This window comes from Bacillus sp. FSL R10-2201, from assembly GCF_038008665.1.
Classification (GTDB): domain Bacteria; phylum Bacillota; class Bacilli; order Bacillales; family Bacillaceae_G; genus Bacillus_A; species Bacillus_A mycoides.
Window position 1 is genome coordinate 3,629,061 of the sequence record NZ_JBBOZP010000001.1, and the last position, 16,947, is coordinate 3,646,007.

At 37.3% G+C, this 16,947-nt stretch carries 14 protein-coding genes and 1 riboswitch; all 14 genes read right to left on the minus strand.

The genetic code is table 11. From position 1 onward, the window contains the following. Positions 1–76: 76 nt before the first annotated feature. The gene (locus tag NSQ69_RS18640; RefSeq protein ID WP_002066758.1) at positions 77–1,036 is read right to left on the minus strand and encodes an ABC transporter permease; all 960 of its coding nucleotides are present in this window, start codon (positions 1,034–1,036) and stop codon (positions 77–79) included. Further along, positions 1,037–2,095, minus strand: coding sequence for an ABC transporter permease (locus NSQ69_RS18645; protein ID WP_002088061.1), 1,059 nt, complete (start codon positions 2,093–2,095; stop codon positions 1,037–1,039). Beyond that, positions 2,088–3,620 (minus strand): ABC transporter ATP-binding protein, encoded by a 1,533-nt coding sequence (locus NSQ69_RS18650; protein ID WP_002128712.1) that lies wholly within the window; start codon positions 3,618–3,620, stop codon positions 2,088–2,090. Before NSQ69_RS18650 ends, NSQ69_RS18645 begins: the two co-directional genes overlap by 8 nt. A gap of 108 nt (positions 3,621–3,728) precedes the next feature. After that, the gene (locus NSQ69_RS18655) at positions 3,729–4,805 is read right to left on the minus strand and encodes a BMP family lipoprotein (protein WP_341099603.1); all 1,077 of its coding nucleotides are present in this window, start codon (positions 4,803–4,805) and stop codon (positions 3,729–3,731) included. A 90-nt stretch (positions 4,806–4,895) separates the two neighbouring features. Further along, a complete protein-coding gene (locus NSQ69_RS18660) occupies positions 4,896–5,621 on the minus strand; it encodes a GntR family transcriptional regulator (RefSeq protein ID WP_002088063.1) in 726 nt (241 codons plus the stop codon). A gap of 233 nt (positions 5,622–5,854) precedes the next feature. Then, positions 5,855–5,956, minus strand: a riboswitch (purine riboswitch). Between the two features lie 203 nt (positions 5,957–6,159). Further along, positions 6,160–8,544 (minus strand): DNA translocase FtsK, encoded by a 2,385-nt coding sequence (locus NSQ69_RS18665; RefSeq protein ID WP_002128718.1) that lies wholly within the window; start codon positions 8,542–8,544, stop codon positions 6,160–6,162. Positions 8,545–8,758: 214 nt separating this feature from the next. Further along, positions 8,759–8,962 carry a YlzJ-like family protein gene (locus NSQ69_RS18670; protein WP_002088064.1) on the minus strand — a complete coding sequence of 68 codons (204 nt, stop codon included), beginning with the start codon at positions 8,960–8,962 and terminating at the stop codon, positions 8,759–8,761. After that, entirely contained in the window at positions 8,959–9,708 is a 750-nt protein-coding gene (gene tepA / locus NSQ69_RS18675; RefSeq protein ID WP_002014582.1) for a translocation-enhancing protein TepA, read from the minus strand. The genes NSQ69_RS18670 and tepA overlap by 4 nt, the downstream gene beginning before the upstream one ends. 102 nt (positions 9,709–9,810) lie before the next feature. Next, positions 9,811–11,481 carry a ribonuclease J gene (locus NSQ69_RS18680; protein WP_002088065.1) on the minus strand — a complete coding sequence of 557 codons (1,671 nt, stop codon included), beginning with the start codon at positions 11,479–11,481 and terminating at the stop codon, positions 9,811–9,813. A 607-nt stretch (positions 11,482–12,088) separates the two neighbouring features. Then, positions 12,089–12,967: a 4-hydroxy-tetrahydrodipicolinate synthase gene (dapA, locus tag NSQ69_RS18685; RefSeq protein ID WP_002014579.1), complete on the minus strand. Its 879-nt coding sequence runs from the start codon at positions 12,965–12,967 to the stop codon at positions 12,089–12,091. Between the two features lie 11 nt (positions 12,968–12,978). Further along, positions 12,979–14,211: an aspartate kinase gene (gene dapG / locus NSQ69_RS18690; protein ID WP_002088068.1), complete on the minus strand. Its 1,233-nt coding sequence runs from the start codon at positions 14,209–14,211 to the stop codon at positions 12,979–12,981. A 23-nt stretch (positions 14,212–14,234) separates the two neighbouring features. Beyond that, positions 14,235–15,281 (minus strand): aspartate-semialdehyde dehydrogenase, encoded by a 1,047-nt coding sequence (gene asd, locus NSQ69_RS18695; protein ID WP_002014577.1) that lies wholly within the window; start codon positions 15,279–15,281, stop codon positions 14,235–14,237. A gap of 149 nt (positions 15,282–15,430) precedes the next feature. Next, the gene (dpaB, locus tag NSQ69_RS18700) at positions 15,431–16,030 is read right to left on the minus strand and encodes a dipicolinate synthase subunit B (protein ID WP_002111357.1); all 600 of its coding nucleotides are present in this window, start codon (positions 16,028–16,030) and stop codon (positions 15,431–15,433) included. Further along, on the minus strand, positions 16,027–16,929 hold the full coding sequence (gene dpaA, locus NSQ69_RS18705) for a dipicolinic acid synthetase subunit A (protein WP_002128797.1): 903 nt from the start codon (positions 16,927–16,929) through the stop codon (positions 16,027–16,029). The genes dpaB and dpaA overlap by 4 nt, the downstream gene beginning before the upstream one ends. Positions 16,930–16,947 lie beyond the last annotated feature (18 nt).

Genomic DNA, 16,947 nt, shown 5'->3' on the forward strand with positions numbered 1-16,947 from the left:
AAAATTCCGTATTAAATATATTCTATGTAAAAAAGCCCGCACTAATGTGCGAGCTTTTTTTATACTTTCTAAATACTCATCGTTTTCCTTTTTCATAAGGCGTTCCTAATGCTTTCGGAGCTTCAGATCGGCCTACAAAACCAACGAGTGCTAATATTGTAAATACATACGGTAATATCGTTAAGAATACACTTGGAATTTCTTTTAATATAGGAATTGTACCACCTGTTATCCCAAGTGATTGAGCAAATCCGAAGAACAGCGCTGCTCCAAGAGCACCAAGTGGATTCCATTTACCAAAGATCATAGCTGCTAGTGCTAAGAAACCTTGTCCAGTAATTGTAGCACCTGAGAAGTTACCAGAAATCGACATTGCGAAGACCGCACCACCCACTCCTGCAAACATTCCAGATATACAAACTGCAATATAACGCATTTTATATACATTAATCCCCATCGTATCTGCTGCCATTGGATGTTCACCAACAGCACGAAGACGAAGACCGAACGGTGTTTTATAAATAATGTACCAAACAACAAATGCTAAAATAATGGCAATATACGACGTTAACGGTACATTTGAGAAAAAGATTTTCCCGATTACCGGAATATCCGAAAGTCCTGGAACATCGATTTTTTCAATTCGGTATTGAATAAAATCAGTCTGTCCTTTACCAAAGATTTTCTTAATCGCAAATACTGTTAAACCGAGAGCCAAAAAGTTAATCGCTACCCCGCTTACTACTTGATCCGCGCGGAATGTAATGGACGCTACTGCGTGAAGAAGTGCAAATAACCCACTACCAATAGCTGCAAATAATAGTGCAATCCAAGGAGTCATTGCTCCCCACGTATCACCCATTAATAACGTTGTAACGATACCAGTAAATGCACCAAATAACATTAAACCTTCTAAGGCTATATTTACAACCCCAGAACGTTCACTGAACACTCCACCTAACGCCGTAAAAATAAGTGGCGCTGCCGTATATAAAGTACCAGTCACAAGAATGGCTAAAATATCTATAAAGCTCATTTATTTCCCCTCCTTGCTCATGCGTGTAAGTGCCCAGCGTAAAACATAACTGCAAGCAACAAAGAAAATAATACATGCGATAATAACATTAATTAACTCAGAAGGTACATCTGCTTCAAAATTCATTTGCGGGGCTGCACTTTTCAAACCACCGAACAGTAAAGCCGATAATAATATACCAAACGGATTATTTCCTCCAAGAAGAGCTACCGCAATCCCATCGAATCCAATACCAGTAAACGATGTCATTGCCGTCATACTTTGGAATGTTCCTAGACCTTCCATTGCCCCACCAATTCCAGCAAAAGCGCCAGCAATTGTCATTGATAATACAACATTACGAGAGACTTTCATCCCTGCATATTGCGATGCATTTTGGTTAAAACCAACCGATTTCAACTCATATCCTAACGTAGTTCTATCTAATACGAACCACATTACAATAGCAATTAAAATAGCTACAACAATTCCCCAGTGCAAACGAGATCCATCTGTCAATGAAGATAGCCAATCAGAAGCTAATGAAGCACTCGCTTGTACATCATAAGATTTCTCATTACCTTCATGTATAAAACGTTTAATAAGATCATACGTAACATAAAGTGCAATGTAGTTCATCATAATTGTGACAATTACTTCATTTACTTTAAGCTTTCCTTTTAAATATCCAGGTATAAATCCCCATAAACCACCGGCAATCGCGGCTACTAAAATAGATAACGGAATATGCAAAAATGCTGGTAACGATACTGCATATCCAAACCAGACAGCGGCAAGCCATCCAACTAATAATTGTCCTTCTACCCCAATGTTAAAGAGACCTGTACGAAACGCAAATGCAACAGACAGACCAGCTAACACGAGTGGAATCATCGTACGTAGCGTCTCACCGATAGCCTGCGGATTTCCAACCATTCCTTCCCAAAGCGCTGCATACCCAACAATTGGATCATATCCACTAACTAACATTACAATGGCACCAACAAGTAAACCAAAAATAACGGATAATACAGGAACTAAAATGTTAATTGTTCGCTCCGTTAAAAATTTTTTAGCCATTTGTATTCACCTTCTCTTTCTCCGTTCCGCCAGCCATCAACAAACCAAGCTGTTGTTCATTTGTTTCTTTCGCATCGACAATTGCTACAATTTTACCTTCATATATAACAGCAACTCGATCACTTACATTTAAAATTTCATCCAGTTCTAGCGATAGAAGTAATACTGCTTTCCCATTATCTCTCTGCTCGATTAATTTTTTATGAATAAATTCAATCGCACCTACATCTAAACCACGTGTTGGTTGTGCTGCAATTAATAAATCTGGATTACGATCTACTTCACGTGCAATGATAGCTTTCTGCTGATTTCCACCTGATAGAGCACGCGCTAATGTTTGTTCGCTAGGCGTACGTACATCAAACTGTTCAATAAGCGCCTTTGCTTTCTCTGTGATTTTGCTAAAGTTTAAAATCCCCTTCTTTGAAAATGGATTTTTATAGTATGTTTGCAAAACTATATTGTCTTTAACAGAAAAATCAAGAACTAGCCCGTGTTTATGACGGTCTTCTGGAATATGACCAATTCCTTCCTCTGTAATTCTTCGAACAGGCCAATTCGTTATTTCTTTTCCTTTAATTGCAATAGAACCTGACTCAACTTTTCGTAAACCAGTAATCGCCTCTATTAATTCACTTTGACCATTTCCATCAATCCCTGCAATACCAACGATTTCTCCTGCACGAACAGTTAAGTCAAGGCCTTTTACAGCAGGTAATTGGCGTGCATCATGAACGACAAGATTCGCAACAGACAGAACCTCCTCTTTCGGTTTGGCCCCTATTTTTTCTGTTTTAAAATTCACTTGACGTCCGACCATTAATTCTGCAAGTTTATGTTCATCCATTTTCGCAACGTCAACTGTACCAATTCCTTTACCTTTACGAATAATTGTGCAACGATCGCAAACTTCCATAATTTCTTTTAATTTATGTGTAATAAGAATGATAGATTTTCCTTCTTGCACAAGCTTTTTCATAATTTGAATCAACTCATGAATTTCTTGAGGAGTTAACACTGCAGTCGGTTCATCGAATATTAAAATCTCCGCACCACGATAAAGCGTCTTTAATATTTCAACCCTTTGCTGCATCCCAACCGAAATATCTTCAATCTTTGCATTTGGATCAACAGCTAAACCGTACTGTTCAGATAATTGTTTAATTTCTTTTGCAGCCTCTTCAACAGCTATTTTCCCTTTTCTCTTCGGCTCATTTCCAAGAATGATATTCTCTGTAACTGTAAAATTATGAACAAGCATAAAGTGCTGATGGACCATCCCAATTCCAAGGTCATTTGCTATATTCGGATTTGTAATTTTTACAGGGGTTCCTTTAATTTTAATTTCGCCCTGTTCTGGTTGATACAAACCGAACAGTACATTCATCAACGTTGATTTCCCTGCACCATTTTCTCCAAGTAAAGCGTGTATCTCTCCCTGTTTTACTTGCAGCGTAATATCGTCATTCGCTACAATACCTGGGAATACTTTTGTAATATTGTTCATCTCAATTACGTATTCCATTTTGTTCCTCCTTCTAGCAGGGAACACTCCCCAATTACACTCTATTAAAAGTATTTTTATATATACAAAGGTTAGTTCTAAGAACTAACCTTTGCTATTGCTCTATCATTATTTCTTTAGAGCAGCTTCGTATGCTTTATATTCATCATCAGTCGCAGGTACTTTAATTTCACCAGCAGTGATTTTCTTCTCAAACTCTTCTATTTTTGTTAAAATTTCTGGGTTTACTTTTTTCACATTATCAGTTGTTTTCGCAATACCAACGCCATCATCTTTTAAGCCGAACTCTTCTACTTTACCGCCTTTTAACTTACCATCTTTCGCTTCTTGCGCTACTTTTGCTACTGCAACATCAACACGTTTTACCATTGAAGTTAAAGTTACGTTTTCAGGCATGCCTTCTTGATTTTGGTCACGGTCAACACCGATTACCCAAACATTTTCACCTTTTTTCTTACGGTTTTTCGCTTCTGTGAATACACCGTTACCAGTTGCACCTGAAGCATGGTAAATTACGTCAACGCCTTGACCGTACATTGCTGAAGCTAATACAGATCCTTTTTCTGGCTTATCAAATGCATCAGCATATTGTGATACAATTTCGATATTTGGATTTACTGCTTTTGCACCAGCTTTAAAACCTGATTCGAATTTTGTAATTAACGGACTCTTCACACCACCAACAAAACCAACTTTATTTGATTTTGTTGTCATCGCTGCTACAGCTCCAACTAGGAATGAACCTTCATGGTCTTTAAATGTAACACTTGTTACGTTCGGCTTCTTTACAACAGTATCTACAATCGCAAATTGCTCTTTTGGATACTGTTCAGCCACCTTTTCAATTGATTTTTCCATTAAGTATCCAATACCAAATGTTGTGTTATAATGATCTTTCGCAAATTTCGTTAAATTTGGAATGTAATCAGCATCTTTACTTGATTGAAGGTAACGATATCCTTCATTTTTCTTTAAATCGTTGTCTTTACCGAATTTTGTTAAACCTTCCCAAGCTGATTGGTTAAATGATTTGTCATCAACGCCCCCAACATCTGTAACCATACCAACCTTAAACTCTTTATCCCCTTTTTTGTCACTATCCGCTTTATCCGAGTTACCACATGCACCTAACACTGTACTTGCTGCTAACGTTAACGATAATAAAAGACCTGTTTTTTTCTTCATACTAGAAACCCCTCCTGAAATGTTTTGTCTAATGATTCATACGCTGCTGTCCCTTACTTCTTGCTGTCACCTCCCTAAAAAGGAACTTCCCTACATACGTTTTCTTAATACGTGGAAGCTAAACTTATCAGCTCTAAAGTAATTAATAGAATATAAGATTGGCTCATCATTTTGATCATAGTGCATTTGTTTTAAAACTAGCAGTGCCGTTTCAGGTTCACATTCTAAAATCGGTGAAATTTTCGGGTGATAACCAATCGGTTCAATGTGAGCAACTGCGTATGTGATACGCTTGTGCGTATTATTATGTATTACTGTAAGCAGCGATTCCTCATTGTATCCCGATAAATCTGGTAATATCTCTTTTGCCAGTTTATCAATGCAATATACAACTGGTTCCCCATCCGCTGTACGAACACGTTCAATCATTACTGCGCTAAAAGCATCTTCACAATTAAATTTCTCTTTTTCTTCTTCTGTTAAAGTTGTTGTAGATGATGATAAAAAGATTGTTCCTGGTGTTTTCCCCACACTAGAAATCATATCTGTAATACTAGAAAGTTGCTCTATTCCAGAAGAAAATAACGGCTTCGCATTTACAAATGTCCCTACACCATGTCTACGAATAACAACATTTTCTTCTTCTAAAATACGTAGTGCTTCCCTTAAAGTTGCCCTACTTACACCAAGTTCTTTCGCTAGATCAAACTCTGAAGGTAACTTTTGTTTTTCTTTGTAAGCCCCATCTTTAATTTTCCCTTTGATGTGATCAATCACCCGCAAATATAGGTGACGACTATCGGATTTTACTGACATAAGACTCCCCCGCATTTCAATTATTCGACCTCTGATGTAAGACTTCTTTTCTCTTTTTTCAACTTACAACATAGTATAAATTACTAAATACTAAAAATAATCGTAATTATCGAATAAATATTAATAATTTTTCAAGATGAAATTTTCACACTTTATCCCATAAAAAAAACTTTGTACCATAAACATTTCTCATATAGAGAAAAAGTTCGGCACAAAGATTCCTTACATCCTTTGTTACACACTTTTCCCCTCATAGTCTAGCAATTCATGGTTGCCAGGTAGAAACTTATGGACCTTATCTCCAAGATTATATGAGGCAGTGATTCTTTTCGAAGTAATCTTACCACTTGCTCCCATATGTGTCAACAGAATTCAACATTTTTCTACATTAAATATCGAACGTTTTGAAAACCAAAACGATAAGCATTCGTATTCTAAAGGGCCCTTAAAGATGTAAGCCCTTTCTTCGTCAGTGACTATAGTATATAACAAAAACAGCATATAAAAAAGCCTAATTGTAAAAACAATTAGGCTTTTTTTAAGAACTTTTTTCTTGCACATCTTTAATGAGTACTCCCCTTGGTTTACTACCTTCATAAGGACCTACTACACCATTCATTTCCATGGCATCAATTAAACGAGCTGCTCGCGTATATCCTACTCTAAATCTACGTTGTAACATAGAAACAGATGCTGTTTGCATTTCTACTACAAGCTGAACCGCTTCATCGTATAATTCATCTTCTACTTCCTGCTTTGTTTCAGGAACATCTTGTGGAATCATATCCTCTTGATATTGCGCTTTTTGCTGCGCAATAACAGATTCTACGACTCTCTCAACTTCATCATCTGATAAAAACGCCCCTTGTACACGAACAGGTTTCGATGCACCAATTGGTATGAATAACATATCTCCACGACCTAGCAACTTTTCTGCACCACCACCGTCAAGAATCGTTCGAGAATCTATTTGGGAAGATACAGCAAATGCAATACGCGATGGAATATTCGCTTTAATAACACCTGTGATGACATCAACTGACGGACGCTGAGTCGCAATAATTAAATGAATACCAGCAGCACGTGCCATTTGCGCTAAACGCATAATCGCATCTTCTACATCCGAAGAAGCAACCATCATTAAATCAGCTAACTCGTCCACAATCACTACAATATATGGTAATTCAGGTTGTTTCGCTTCCGATTGGCTATTATGTTCTTTAATATAATCATTATATCCTTCAATGTTACGCGTACCGCTATGCGCGAATAATTCATAACGACGCTCCATTTCACTCACAACTTTCTTCAAAGCCTGTGATGCTTTTTTCGGGTCAGTTACGACTGGTGTTAATAAGTGCGGAACACCGTTATATACATTTAACTCTACCATTTTCGGATCAATCATCATTAATTTTACTTCATGCGGTTTTGCACGCATTAAAATACTTACAATAATTCCATTAATACATACACTCTTTCCACTACCAGTCGCACCAGCTACTAATAAATGGGGCATTTTATTTAAACGTGCCAATACAGCCTCTCCTGTAACATCACGTCCAAGACCGATTAATAACTTCTCTTCTGGGTGGTTATTCGCCTTTGAATCAAGAACTTCTCTCAGCGTTACCATAGAAACTTCTGAATTCGGAACCTCAATCCCTACAGCTGATTTCCCAGGAATAGGTGCTTCAATACGAATGTCTTTCGCTGCTAAAGCAAGCGCTAAATCATCACTTAAACTAACAATTTTACTTACCTTTACTCCCATATCAGGATACACTTCATATTTCGTAACTGCAGGACCTCTATGTACTTTTGTTACTTTCGCTTTCACACCAAAACTTTGGAATGTACGTTCCAATTTACGAGCATTTTCATAAATTTCCGCATTTTCATTTGTAACTTGCTTATTTTGGGGAAACTTTAATATATCAAGCGAAGGAAGCTTATAATCTTTATTTTCCACATTAGAAAATTGTATAGGAGGTGCTTTCGTTTCACCTTCTAGCGATTCAACGATTTTTTCTCCTCGTTTCTTGTGAGGTTGTTCTTCTGGCGCAGGCGGAACTGCCTCTTCAATAAACGGAGGAGTAATTAAATCATTTTCTTCTATCTGCTTTTCCGTCTCTTCACGTACTGGATAATTCTCAGTAAAATTCGAAATAATTGGTGGACCAATTTCTATTTCTTCTACTGGCTCAATAGCTTCTTCTTGTTCAGCAACACGTTCACGCCTCTTGCTTCTTGTTGTTTTTTTCTTTTCAGTTTGCTCGGCGACCCTTTGAGATTTCCAATCTTTATAATCCCCTTGCATTACTTGAAACTGACTTCTAAGAATTCTCCCTATCGGAGCAAGTACTTCTCCAATATGTTTATTTGTTATACAAAGTATTCCAAGAATAACTAAAATAATTCCAATGATATATGCCCCTACTTCGTCAAATAAGAAGTAGCACGTTGCGAACATCAGTGCACCGAACATACCACCACCTAAATGAACACTATCCGGGCCCTTTTTCATTTCAAGGAAGAAGTAATCTTTTGTACTAACAATTACAGAAGTATTTTGCACAGCTCCATCTTTCGTAAGCAGGTTAAATAATGTAATATGACTAAACATTAATATTGCTAGTACAATTAAATAAACACCTATTAGCCGTTTATTTAAAAGGTTGGGCCATCCCCGCTTTATTACAAACGCAACAGATAAAGCTATTACACCTAACACACCTATTATGTACCACTCACCAAAGAAGAAGCGAAAAAATAACACAAACGATTTCCCTACAACACCTAGCTGTAAAATCGTAATAATCGAAAGTGCAAAAAGAGTCAACCCGACGATTTCATAATACAAAGTTGGCTTTATCGTACGTCTTGCCTTAGCCTTCGTCCCTCTTTGCTTTTGTTTTGCCATTTCTTCACCTCGTGTTCTAAAAATTAAGTACAACTTTCTTATAAAAAAGCTCTACTTACATGTCTTTCTCTCTATTTTTCAGGTCTTTATATCTTCTATTTTTACACTTCTTGTAAAATGTTAAATAAACAGAAGAAAGCAGCCTACTCATGGCTGCTCAACCGTCTTGTTTTTTATATTATACCATAGCTCCTAAACAAAATCCTTCTTTTTGCTAAAAGGTAATTTTCTGTCCAGGCTCAAACTCTAGGTAGTGAGACGGATTCGTACTTAATACACGTACAATAGAGTAACATTGATTATCCTCCTCAGAAACCACTAATTCCACGCCATTTATATTCACAACTTTTTGGCTTTCGCATTGTGAATAATCGGCCGGATACACAAGTTGCTCTGGCATAATTGTATATAAAATCATTGTAGCATTGTCCCTTCTGTACTATTATCCTTGCGTTCATCAATTAATTCGTTTAATTTTCGAAGTGCGCTACCAATACCACCGACACCATCTATAAGACCATACTTCACTGCATCTCCACCTATTACATTCGTCCCAATATCTCGCGTCAAATTCCCTTTTGCAAACATAAGCTCTTTAAAACGATCTTCCGTTACTTTCGAATGCTTTGTCACAAATCGAATGACTCGTTCTTGCATTTTATCCAAATACTCAAATGTTTGTGGCACACCTATAACAAGACCTGTTAAACGAATTGGATGAATTGTCATCGTCGCTGTTTCGGCAATAAATGAATAATCAGTTGAGACCGCAATCGGTACACCGATTGAATGCCCTCCTCCTAAAACAAGAGATACAGTTGGTTTTGAAAGCGAAGCCACCATTTCAGAAATCGCTAATCCAGCTTCAACGTCACCCCCAACTGTATTTAATATTAACAGTAAACCTTCAATTTTCGGATTTTGTTCAATCGCGACAATTTGCGGAATGATGTGTTCATATTTTGTTGTTTTATTTTGTGGTGGCAACTGAATATGACCTTCCACCTGCCCAACAATTGTTAAGCAATGAATACGCGATTCATTCATTTGTGGTACATTTGTCTGTCCAAGTTGCTGAATTTTCTCCACTATAGAAGCCTCTTTTGGAACTTCTTTCGGCTCAGCTTCTTTTTCTTCATTTGTATAACGATCACGTTCTGTCATATCGCATCCCCTTTCACTCGTATATAACTATTATTTCTTAAGTTATGAATTTCATTCGATAGGGTTAAAAAAGAAAAAGATCACCTGTAAAGGTGACCTTCTTTATACTTCCATAATAATCGGTAAAATCATTGGCTTTCTCTTCGTTTCTTCGTACAAGAACTGCCCTAATAATTCACGAATATTTTGTTTCAACATAGACCATTCAATTGTATATTCTTTAATTGATTGTTCAACAATCATACGTACAATATCTGTGGATCGTTCGATTAATGCTTCTGATTCACGAACATATACAAAGCCGCGTGAAATAATTTCTGGACCAGAGATTATTTTCTTTTCATCCTTACCAAGTGTTACAACAACAACTAAAATTCCATCTTGAGATAACATCTTTCTATCTCGAAGAACGATGTTACCGACGTCACCTACACCTAATCCATCAATTAAAACATTACCAGCTTGCACTTTACCAGCTAATTTTGCTTCATCGTCACCAAAAGCAATTACATCGCCTTTTTCTACGATAAAGATATTCTCTCTCGCAACACCTACATCTTCCGCTAAATACGCATGTGCTTTTTGCATACGGAACTCACCATGTACGGGTACAAAATACTTCGGCTTCATTAAATTTATCATCAGCTTTAATTCTTCTTGGCTACCATGACCTGAAACGTGAACTTTTCTTTCACCGTAATAAATAACCTCAGCACCAGATCTAAATAACAAGTCAATAATTTTTGATACAGATACTTCATTTCCTGGAATTGGAGAAGCTGCAATAATAACAGTATCACCTTTACGAATTGAAATTTGTTTATGAGCTTGTTTCGCCATTCTAGAAAGGGCTGCCATCGGTTCCCCTTGACTACCAGTCGTTAAGATGGCTACCTTTTTTTCCGGGAAATTGTCTATTTCTTGTAATGAAATAACCATACCTTCTGGAACATCTAAATAACCAAGACGTCTTGCAATATCTACCACTTTCACCATGCTACGTCCTACTACCGCTACTTTCCTTCCAGTTTCAGCAGCTGCATCAAACACTTGTTGAATACGGTGTACATTGGAGGCAAATGAAGCAACAATAATACGCCCTTCTGAACTATAGAATACTTTAGAAATCTCTATACCAACTTCTTTTTCCGAACCTGTATAACCAGGACGTTCAGCGTTTGTACTATCAGATAACAAGCAAAGTACGCCTTCATTTCCAATTTGCGCCATTTTCCCAAGATCTGCTCCACTATTTCCGATTGGAGTTTGATCAAATTTAAAGTCTCCTGTATATACTACAGCACCTTTTGATGTATGGAAACAAACACCCACAGAATCCGGAATACTATGTGTCGTTCCGAAGAATGACACATTTGTTGAATTAAACTCTACTGTTGAATTCGAGTCAATTGTTTTTAAGTCTACACGGCCTAACATTCCTGCTTCGCCAAGCTTTTCTTGTATAAGTCCTACCGTTAATTTCGTCGCATATACTGGAATAGATAATTTACGAAGCACATAAACAATTCCACCAATATGATCTTCATGACCATGGGTAATAAATAGTCCTTTTACTCGCTCTTGATTTTCTACTAAATATGTAATGTCAGGAATAACAATATCAATCCCAAACATTTCATCTCCCGGGAACATCAATCCGGCATCTACAATAAAGATTTCAGAATCAATTTCAACACAGTACATGTTTTTTCCGATTTCACCTACTCCGCCAAGAGCAAATACTTTAACAGACTCATTCTCTTTTCTCTTCATGTTGTTGCCTGGTTTAAAAATCTTGCAAACACTGATTTCACTAAAATTGCAGAGACACCAGGGGAAACTCTACAACCACCATATATTCACCGTCCAAGACGAATGTCCTTACCGTTATGCGATATCATGTCCTTGTTAATTTTTTAAACCAGGTTTCACCTCTCTTTCATTATATAAATCAAATATCTTATTCGATATGATATGAAAATTTCATTAAATCTTAATTTTTACCAATTTTGCTAAGCATACCCGTACTAAGCTACTTAGCCATATTATAACTGATACAAGAAATAGAACACAAGTTAAATTATGCGAAAGACAAGAGAAGACATTAAAATGAGATTATAATTTAAGAGGGCAAAATTCATATCAGTTTTACTATTTTCCCTACGTAATAAGAGTTTGATGGAAAAATATTCATGTAAATTCTTTACATAAACATGAAACGATATTCACTAAAAAATCTTATCTCTGTAATCAGTTTCTTACTAATTCTCCCCCCTGCCACCCCCTTCTTATTACAGCCTATTAACTATAGCTAATTTTCATCACTTACATATAGTTAGTCAAAATAAAAATGACCTAGTTTCACACTAGGTCATTTTTATTAACGAGGAATAGATTGCATTACGGATTGTAACGTTATTCTTTCTTCTTCCGTTAATGGAAGAAGTGGCAAACGTACAGAACCTACATCTAATCCCACCATTTGTAATGCTGTTTTTACTGGTGTTGGGCTCGGCGCCATAAATAGTGCATCCGTTACTTTTACTAGTAATTGATGTAATTTCTGCGCTTTTTTAAACTCTCCAGCTTGGAATGCAGCAATCATTTCTTGCATTTCATTCCCGATAACATGAGATGCTACAGAAACAATACCTTTTGCTCCAATTGCCATAGCTGGTAATGTTAAACCATCATCACCGCTGTATACTGCAAAGTCGTCCGCTGTTTTTTCAATGATTTCTGTCATTGTTAATACATCGCCACCTGCATCTTTAATCGCAACAATGTTTTCTATTTCTGATAAACGAACAACTGTATCAACGGAGATTTGTACAATAGATCGTCCTGGAACATTATATAGCATTACCGGAAGCGGAGTGCTTTCAGCGATTGTTTTAAAGTGCTGGTACATCCCTTCTTGACTCGGTTTATTATAATACGGTGCCACTAGCATAACTGCATCAACACCAACTTCAGTTGCCTTTTTTGTTAAATCGACAGAAGCATGCGTATTATTGCTACCTGTTCCAGCGATGACGGGCACCCTTTTATCGACAACAGATACGACATGGCGATATAACGCTACTTTTTCTTCTGATGTTAATGTAGGAGATTCTCCAGTCGTCCCTCCTACCACGATTGCTGTTGTACCGTTATCAATTAAATAATTTACCAATTTCGTTGTCTTTGCAAAATCGATATTACCATTTTTATCAAACGGTGTTACCATCGCGGTTGCAATTGTCCCAAAATCTATCATGATCTCACTCCTTATTGTTCCAGTTGCTTTTCTTTTGAAAGCTCAAATGCACTATGTAATGCATTCACAGCCTCCACTAAATCGGCTTCTTTTACAAGAACCCAAATTGTCGTATGACTATCTGCTGATTGCAGAATTTGAATACCTTTTTCCGCTAAAGCTGTGACAATTTTCGCTGTAACCCCTGGAATACCTGCCATTCCAGCACCAACGATAGAAACCTTCGCACAATGCTCTGTCACCACTGGATCATATCCAAGTTGCTTTAAAACCTCAACTGCACGCGCTGATACACTATCCTTTACTGTGTAAGCTACACCAGTAGGAGAAATGTTAATTAAGTCCACACTAATCCCTTCATTAGCCATTTCTTTAAACACGTGTTGTTGTAAATCATATGCAGTTTCTTTTGCAAGCACTTTAATTTGCGTTACGTTTGACACATGGGCAATCCCTGTAACAGGACGTTCTTCTACATCCTGCCCTTTTGTAGCACCATCATATGCCGCAATAAGCGTACCTTCACTATCAGAATACGTAGAACGTACACGAAGTGGTACTTTTGCATGCATCGCAATTTCAACCGCACGCGGATGAACAACTTTCGCACCCTGATAAGCCATGTTACAAATCTCGTTATATGTTACAGTTTGAAGATGACGTGCATCTTTTACGATACGAGGATCCGCAGTCATAACACCTTCAACATCTGTGAAGATATCGATATATTCAGCATGAAGCGCAACACCTAATGCTGAAGCTGAGGTATCACTACCTCCGCGTCCAAGTGTTGTCGTATCTCCATTTTTCGTTTGACCTTGGAATCCAGTCACGACGATAACATCTACATTTTGTAACTCTTCATGTATACGATCGCAATTCATTTCAATAATCTTAGCATTCGTAAAGTCATTATTCGTTACAAAACCAGCTTGCGCACCATTTAATGCTGCTGCTTTTATACCATTCTCATTCAACATGTTAGAGAAAACAATTGCTGAGATTAATTCTCCGCATGATAATAATAAATCTTGCTCACGTTTAGAAATATTAGGTTCCTCTTGATTTACAAGACTTAATAACGTATCAGTTGCATACGGTTCACCTTTACGGCCCATTGCTGATACAACAGTAACTACTTTATAACCAGCAGCTAACGATTTTTTTATATGGTGAAGCGCATGCTTGCGCCCATTGTCATCACGTACTGATGTACCACCAAATTTTTGAACAATAATTTTCATATTTTGCACCTTCTCTTAGCCGTTTACACTAATTGTAATTTTACTAAGCGCTCTGCAATTTGAACAGAATTCCATGCAGCGCCTTTTAATAAGTTATCAGATACGACCCAAAGGTGGAATCCTTTATCATTATTTAAATCTTTACGGATTCTTCCAACGAATACTTCATTTTTACCTACTGCAGTAGCTGGCATTGGATATAACTGCTCTGCTGGATTATCTTGCAGTACAATACCTTCTGCATTTGCAAGTAAGTTTTTCATTTCTTCTACTGTTACGCCTTCTTTATCTACTTCAATGTATACAGACTCGGAATGACCCGATACAACTGGTAAACGTACACATGTCGCAGCTACTTCTAATTCAGGCATATGCATAATTTTTTTCGTTTCATTAATCATTTTCATTTCTTCGAATGTAAATCCATTATCTTGGAATTTATCAATCTGTGGAATAGCATTAAAAGCGATTTGGAAATGCTTTTCGTCACCTGATACAGGTAAAACATTCGCCTTTACTTCTTCGCCATTTAAGATTGCTTGTGATTGTTCATGAAGTTCTTCAATAGCTGCCGCACCAGCACCTGATACAGCTTGATATGTGGAAACGATTACTCGTTTTAAACCATATTGCTGGCGAACTGGCTCAAGAGCTACTACCATTTGAATTGTAGAACAGTTTGGATTTGCAATAATACCATTATGTTCTTTTAAATCATTTTCATTTACTTCAGGTACAACAAGTGGCACGTTTTCTGTCATACGGAATGCACTTGTATTATCAACAACAATTGCACCGCGCTTTGCTGCTTCTGGCGCTAATTGTTTCGATACAGATCCACCTGCACTAAATAGTGCAATATCTACTCCTTCAAAACTTTCAGGAGTTGCCTCTTGAACTGTAAATTCTTCGCCTTTAAATACAAGTTTCTTACCTGCAGATCGTTTAGATGAAAGTAACGTTAACTTCCCAATTGGAAATTCTCGTTTCTCTAAAGTATTTAACATTTGTTCACCAACTGCGCCGGTTGCTCCAACTACAGCGACATGAAAAGTTTTTTGCTTTTCCATCACTATGCCCCTTTCTAGATACCAATCCTTCTATAACTTAGAATTAGAAGGAGCTTACAATGCCCCCTCTAATCTTAATAACGTTAATTTTATCATATTCTACAGTAAGAATGATGGTTTCAACAAAAATTGTACGTTTTTTTCGTTTTTTAATTCATATATCTGAATTTTTCTACAACAACAGGTTGTAATTGTTTTCCTTGTAGCGCTTCCAATACTGTATCTTCAAGTAACTCCATACGAGCTACCATTGAGTTCGGTTTTTTCTCTGGTGCATCTTGGCCAAATGGTACGAAGTAGATGTCTTTTGTAGCCATTAGGCGCATTAGATTTACTCCATTAAGCCCCAACGCATCATTCGTCGAAACAGCTAACACAACAGGCTTCCCATTTCTAAGCGTCGCTTTTGCTGCCATTAATACTGGAGAGTCTGTCATTGCATTTGCAAATTTACTCATCGAATTCCCTGTTAGTGGTGCGATCACCATGCAATCTAGTGGAATTTTCGGTCCTAGTGGCTCTGCGCCAACGATTGAATTAATTGCCTTAAAACCGGTTATTTCTTCGATCTTTTTAATCCATTCTTCCCCTTCGCCAAATCTAGTATTTGTTGATTGGACAGTATAAGAAACAACGGGACGTACTTCTGCACCTTCTGCAATTAACTTCTCTAAATGTGGCATAACTTCTTCATACGTACAATGTGACCCTGTAAATCCGAAACCAATTCGTTTTCCCTTCAAACTCATTTCTCATCATCCTCCTTTGCGATTGCATCCGCTATTAATAACTGAGAAAGAACATTCGCTAATATTTGTCCTGCTGTTTTCGGTGCAACAATCCCAGGAAGACCAGGTGCTAATAATGCCTTCACTCCACGCTTCTCCGCATAGCGAAAGTCCGTGCCACCTGGCTTAGAAGCTAAATCAATAACTAGCGTATGAGCTGGCATTTTTGAAATAACATTCGCTGTCACAACGAGATGCGGAATTGTATTAATAACAATATCGATATTACCTACTTCTTTCTCTATGTCTTGCATATGAAAAGGAGAAAACATCATTTCTGTAATACGAGCAATATGTTCCGAACGTCTCGCTCCAACTTTGACATGTGCTCCTAATGATTGAAAGGCTCTTGCAACACTCATACCAGTTCTACCAAATCCTAAAACCATTACATTTGATCCATGAATTGTGTAATCAGTATGTTGAATAACCATCATTAGTGTACCTTCTACGGTCGGAATAGAGTTATAGATTGCAACATCATCACGATCAAATAATTTTACAAGTTTGCGATTTGTAGTAGCTACGAGATTTTCCAAGTAAGGTGTACCAATACCTGAATATATAGTGAAGTTTTCTGGTGTCTTTTCAATTTGTTCTTTCGTTATGGAAACTTTCTCATTTGAAAAAATAGTATCTACTTCTCCTCTGGCATTCGTCCCTGCAACCGGCAAAATAATTGCATCTAAAGAAGTGAAATTTAAATCTTGTATACTTTCCTTTGCTGCCCCTGTGAAGCCATGATCTAACTGTTCAAACCCTATTAATGAAAGTTTCGCGTCCAGTTCGACTAGCTTGCGAATTACTTCTAGCTGCCGTGCATCTCCTCCTATGACAGCAATATGCATCTCAGTCAACATTCCCTAATTCACCTTCTT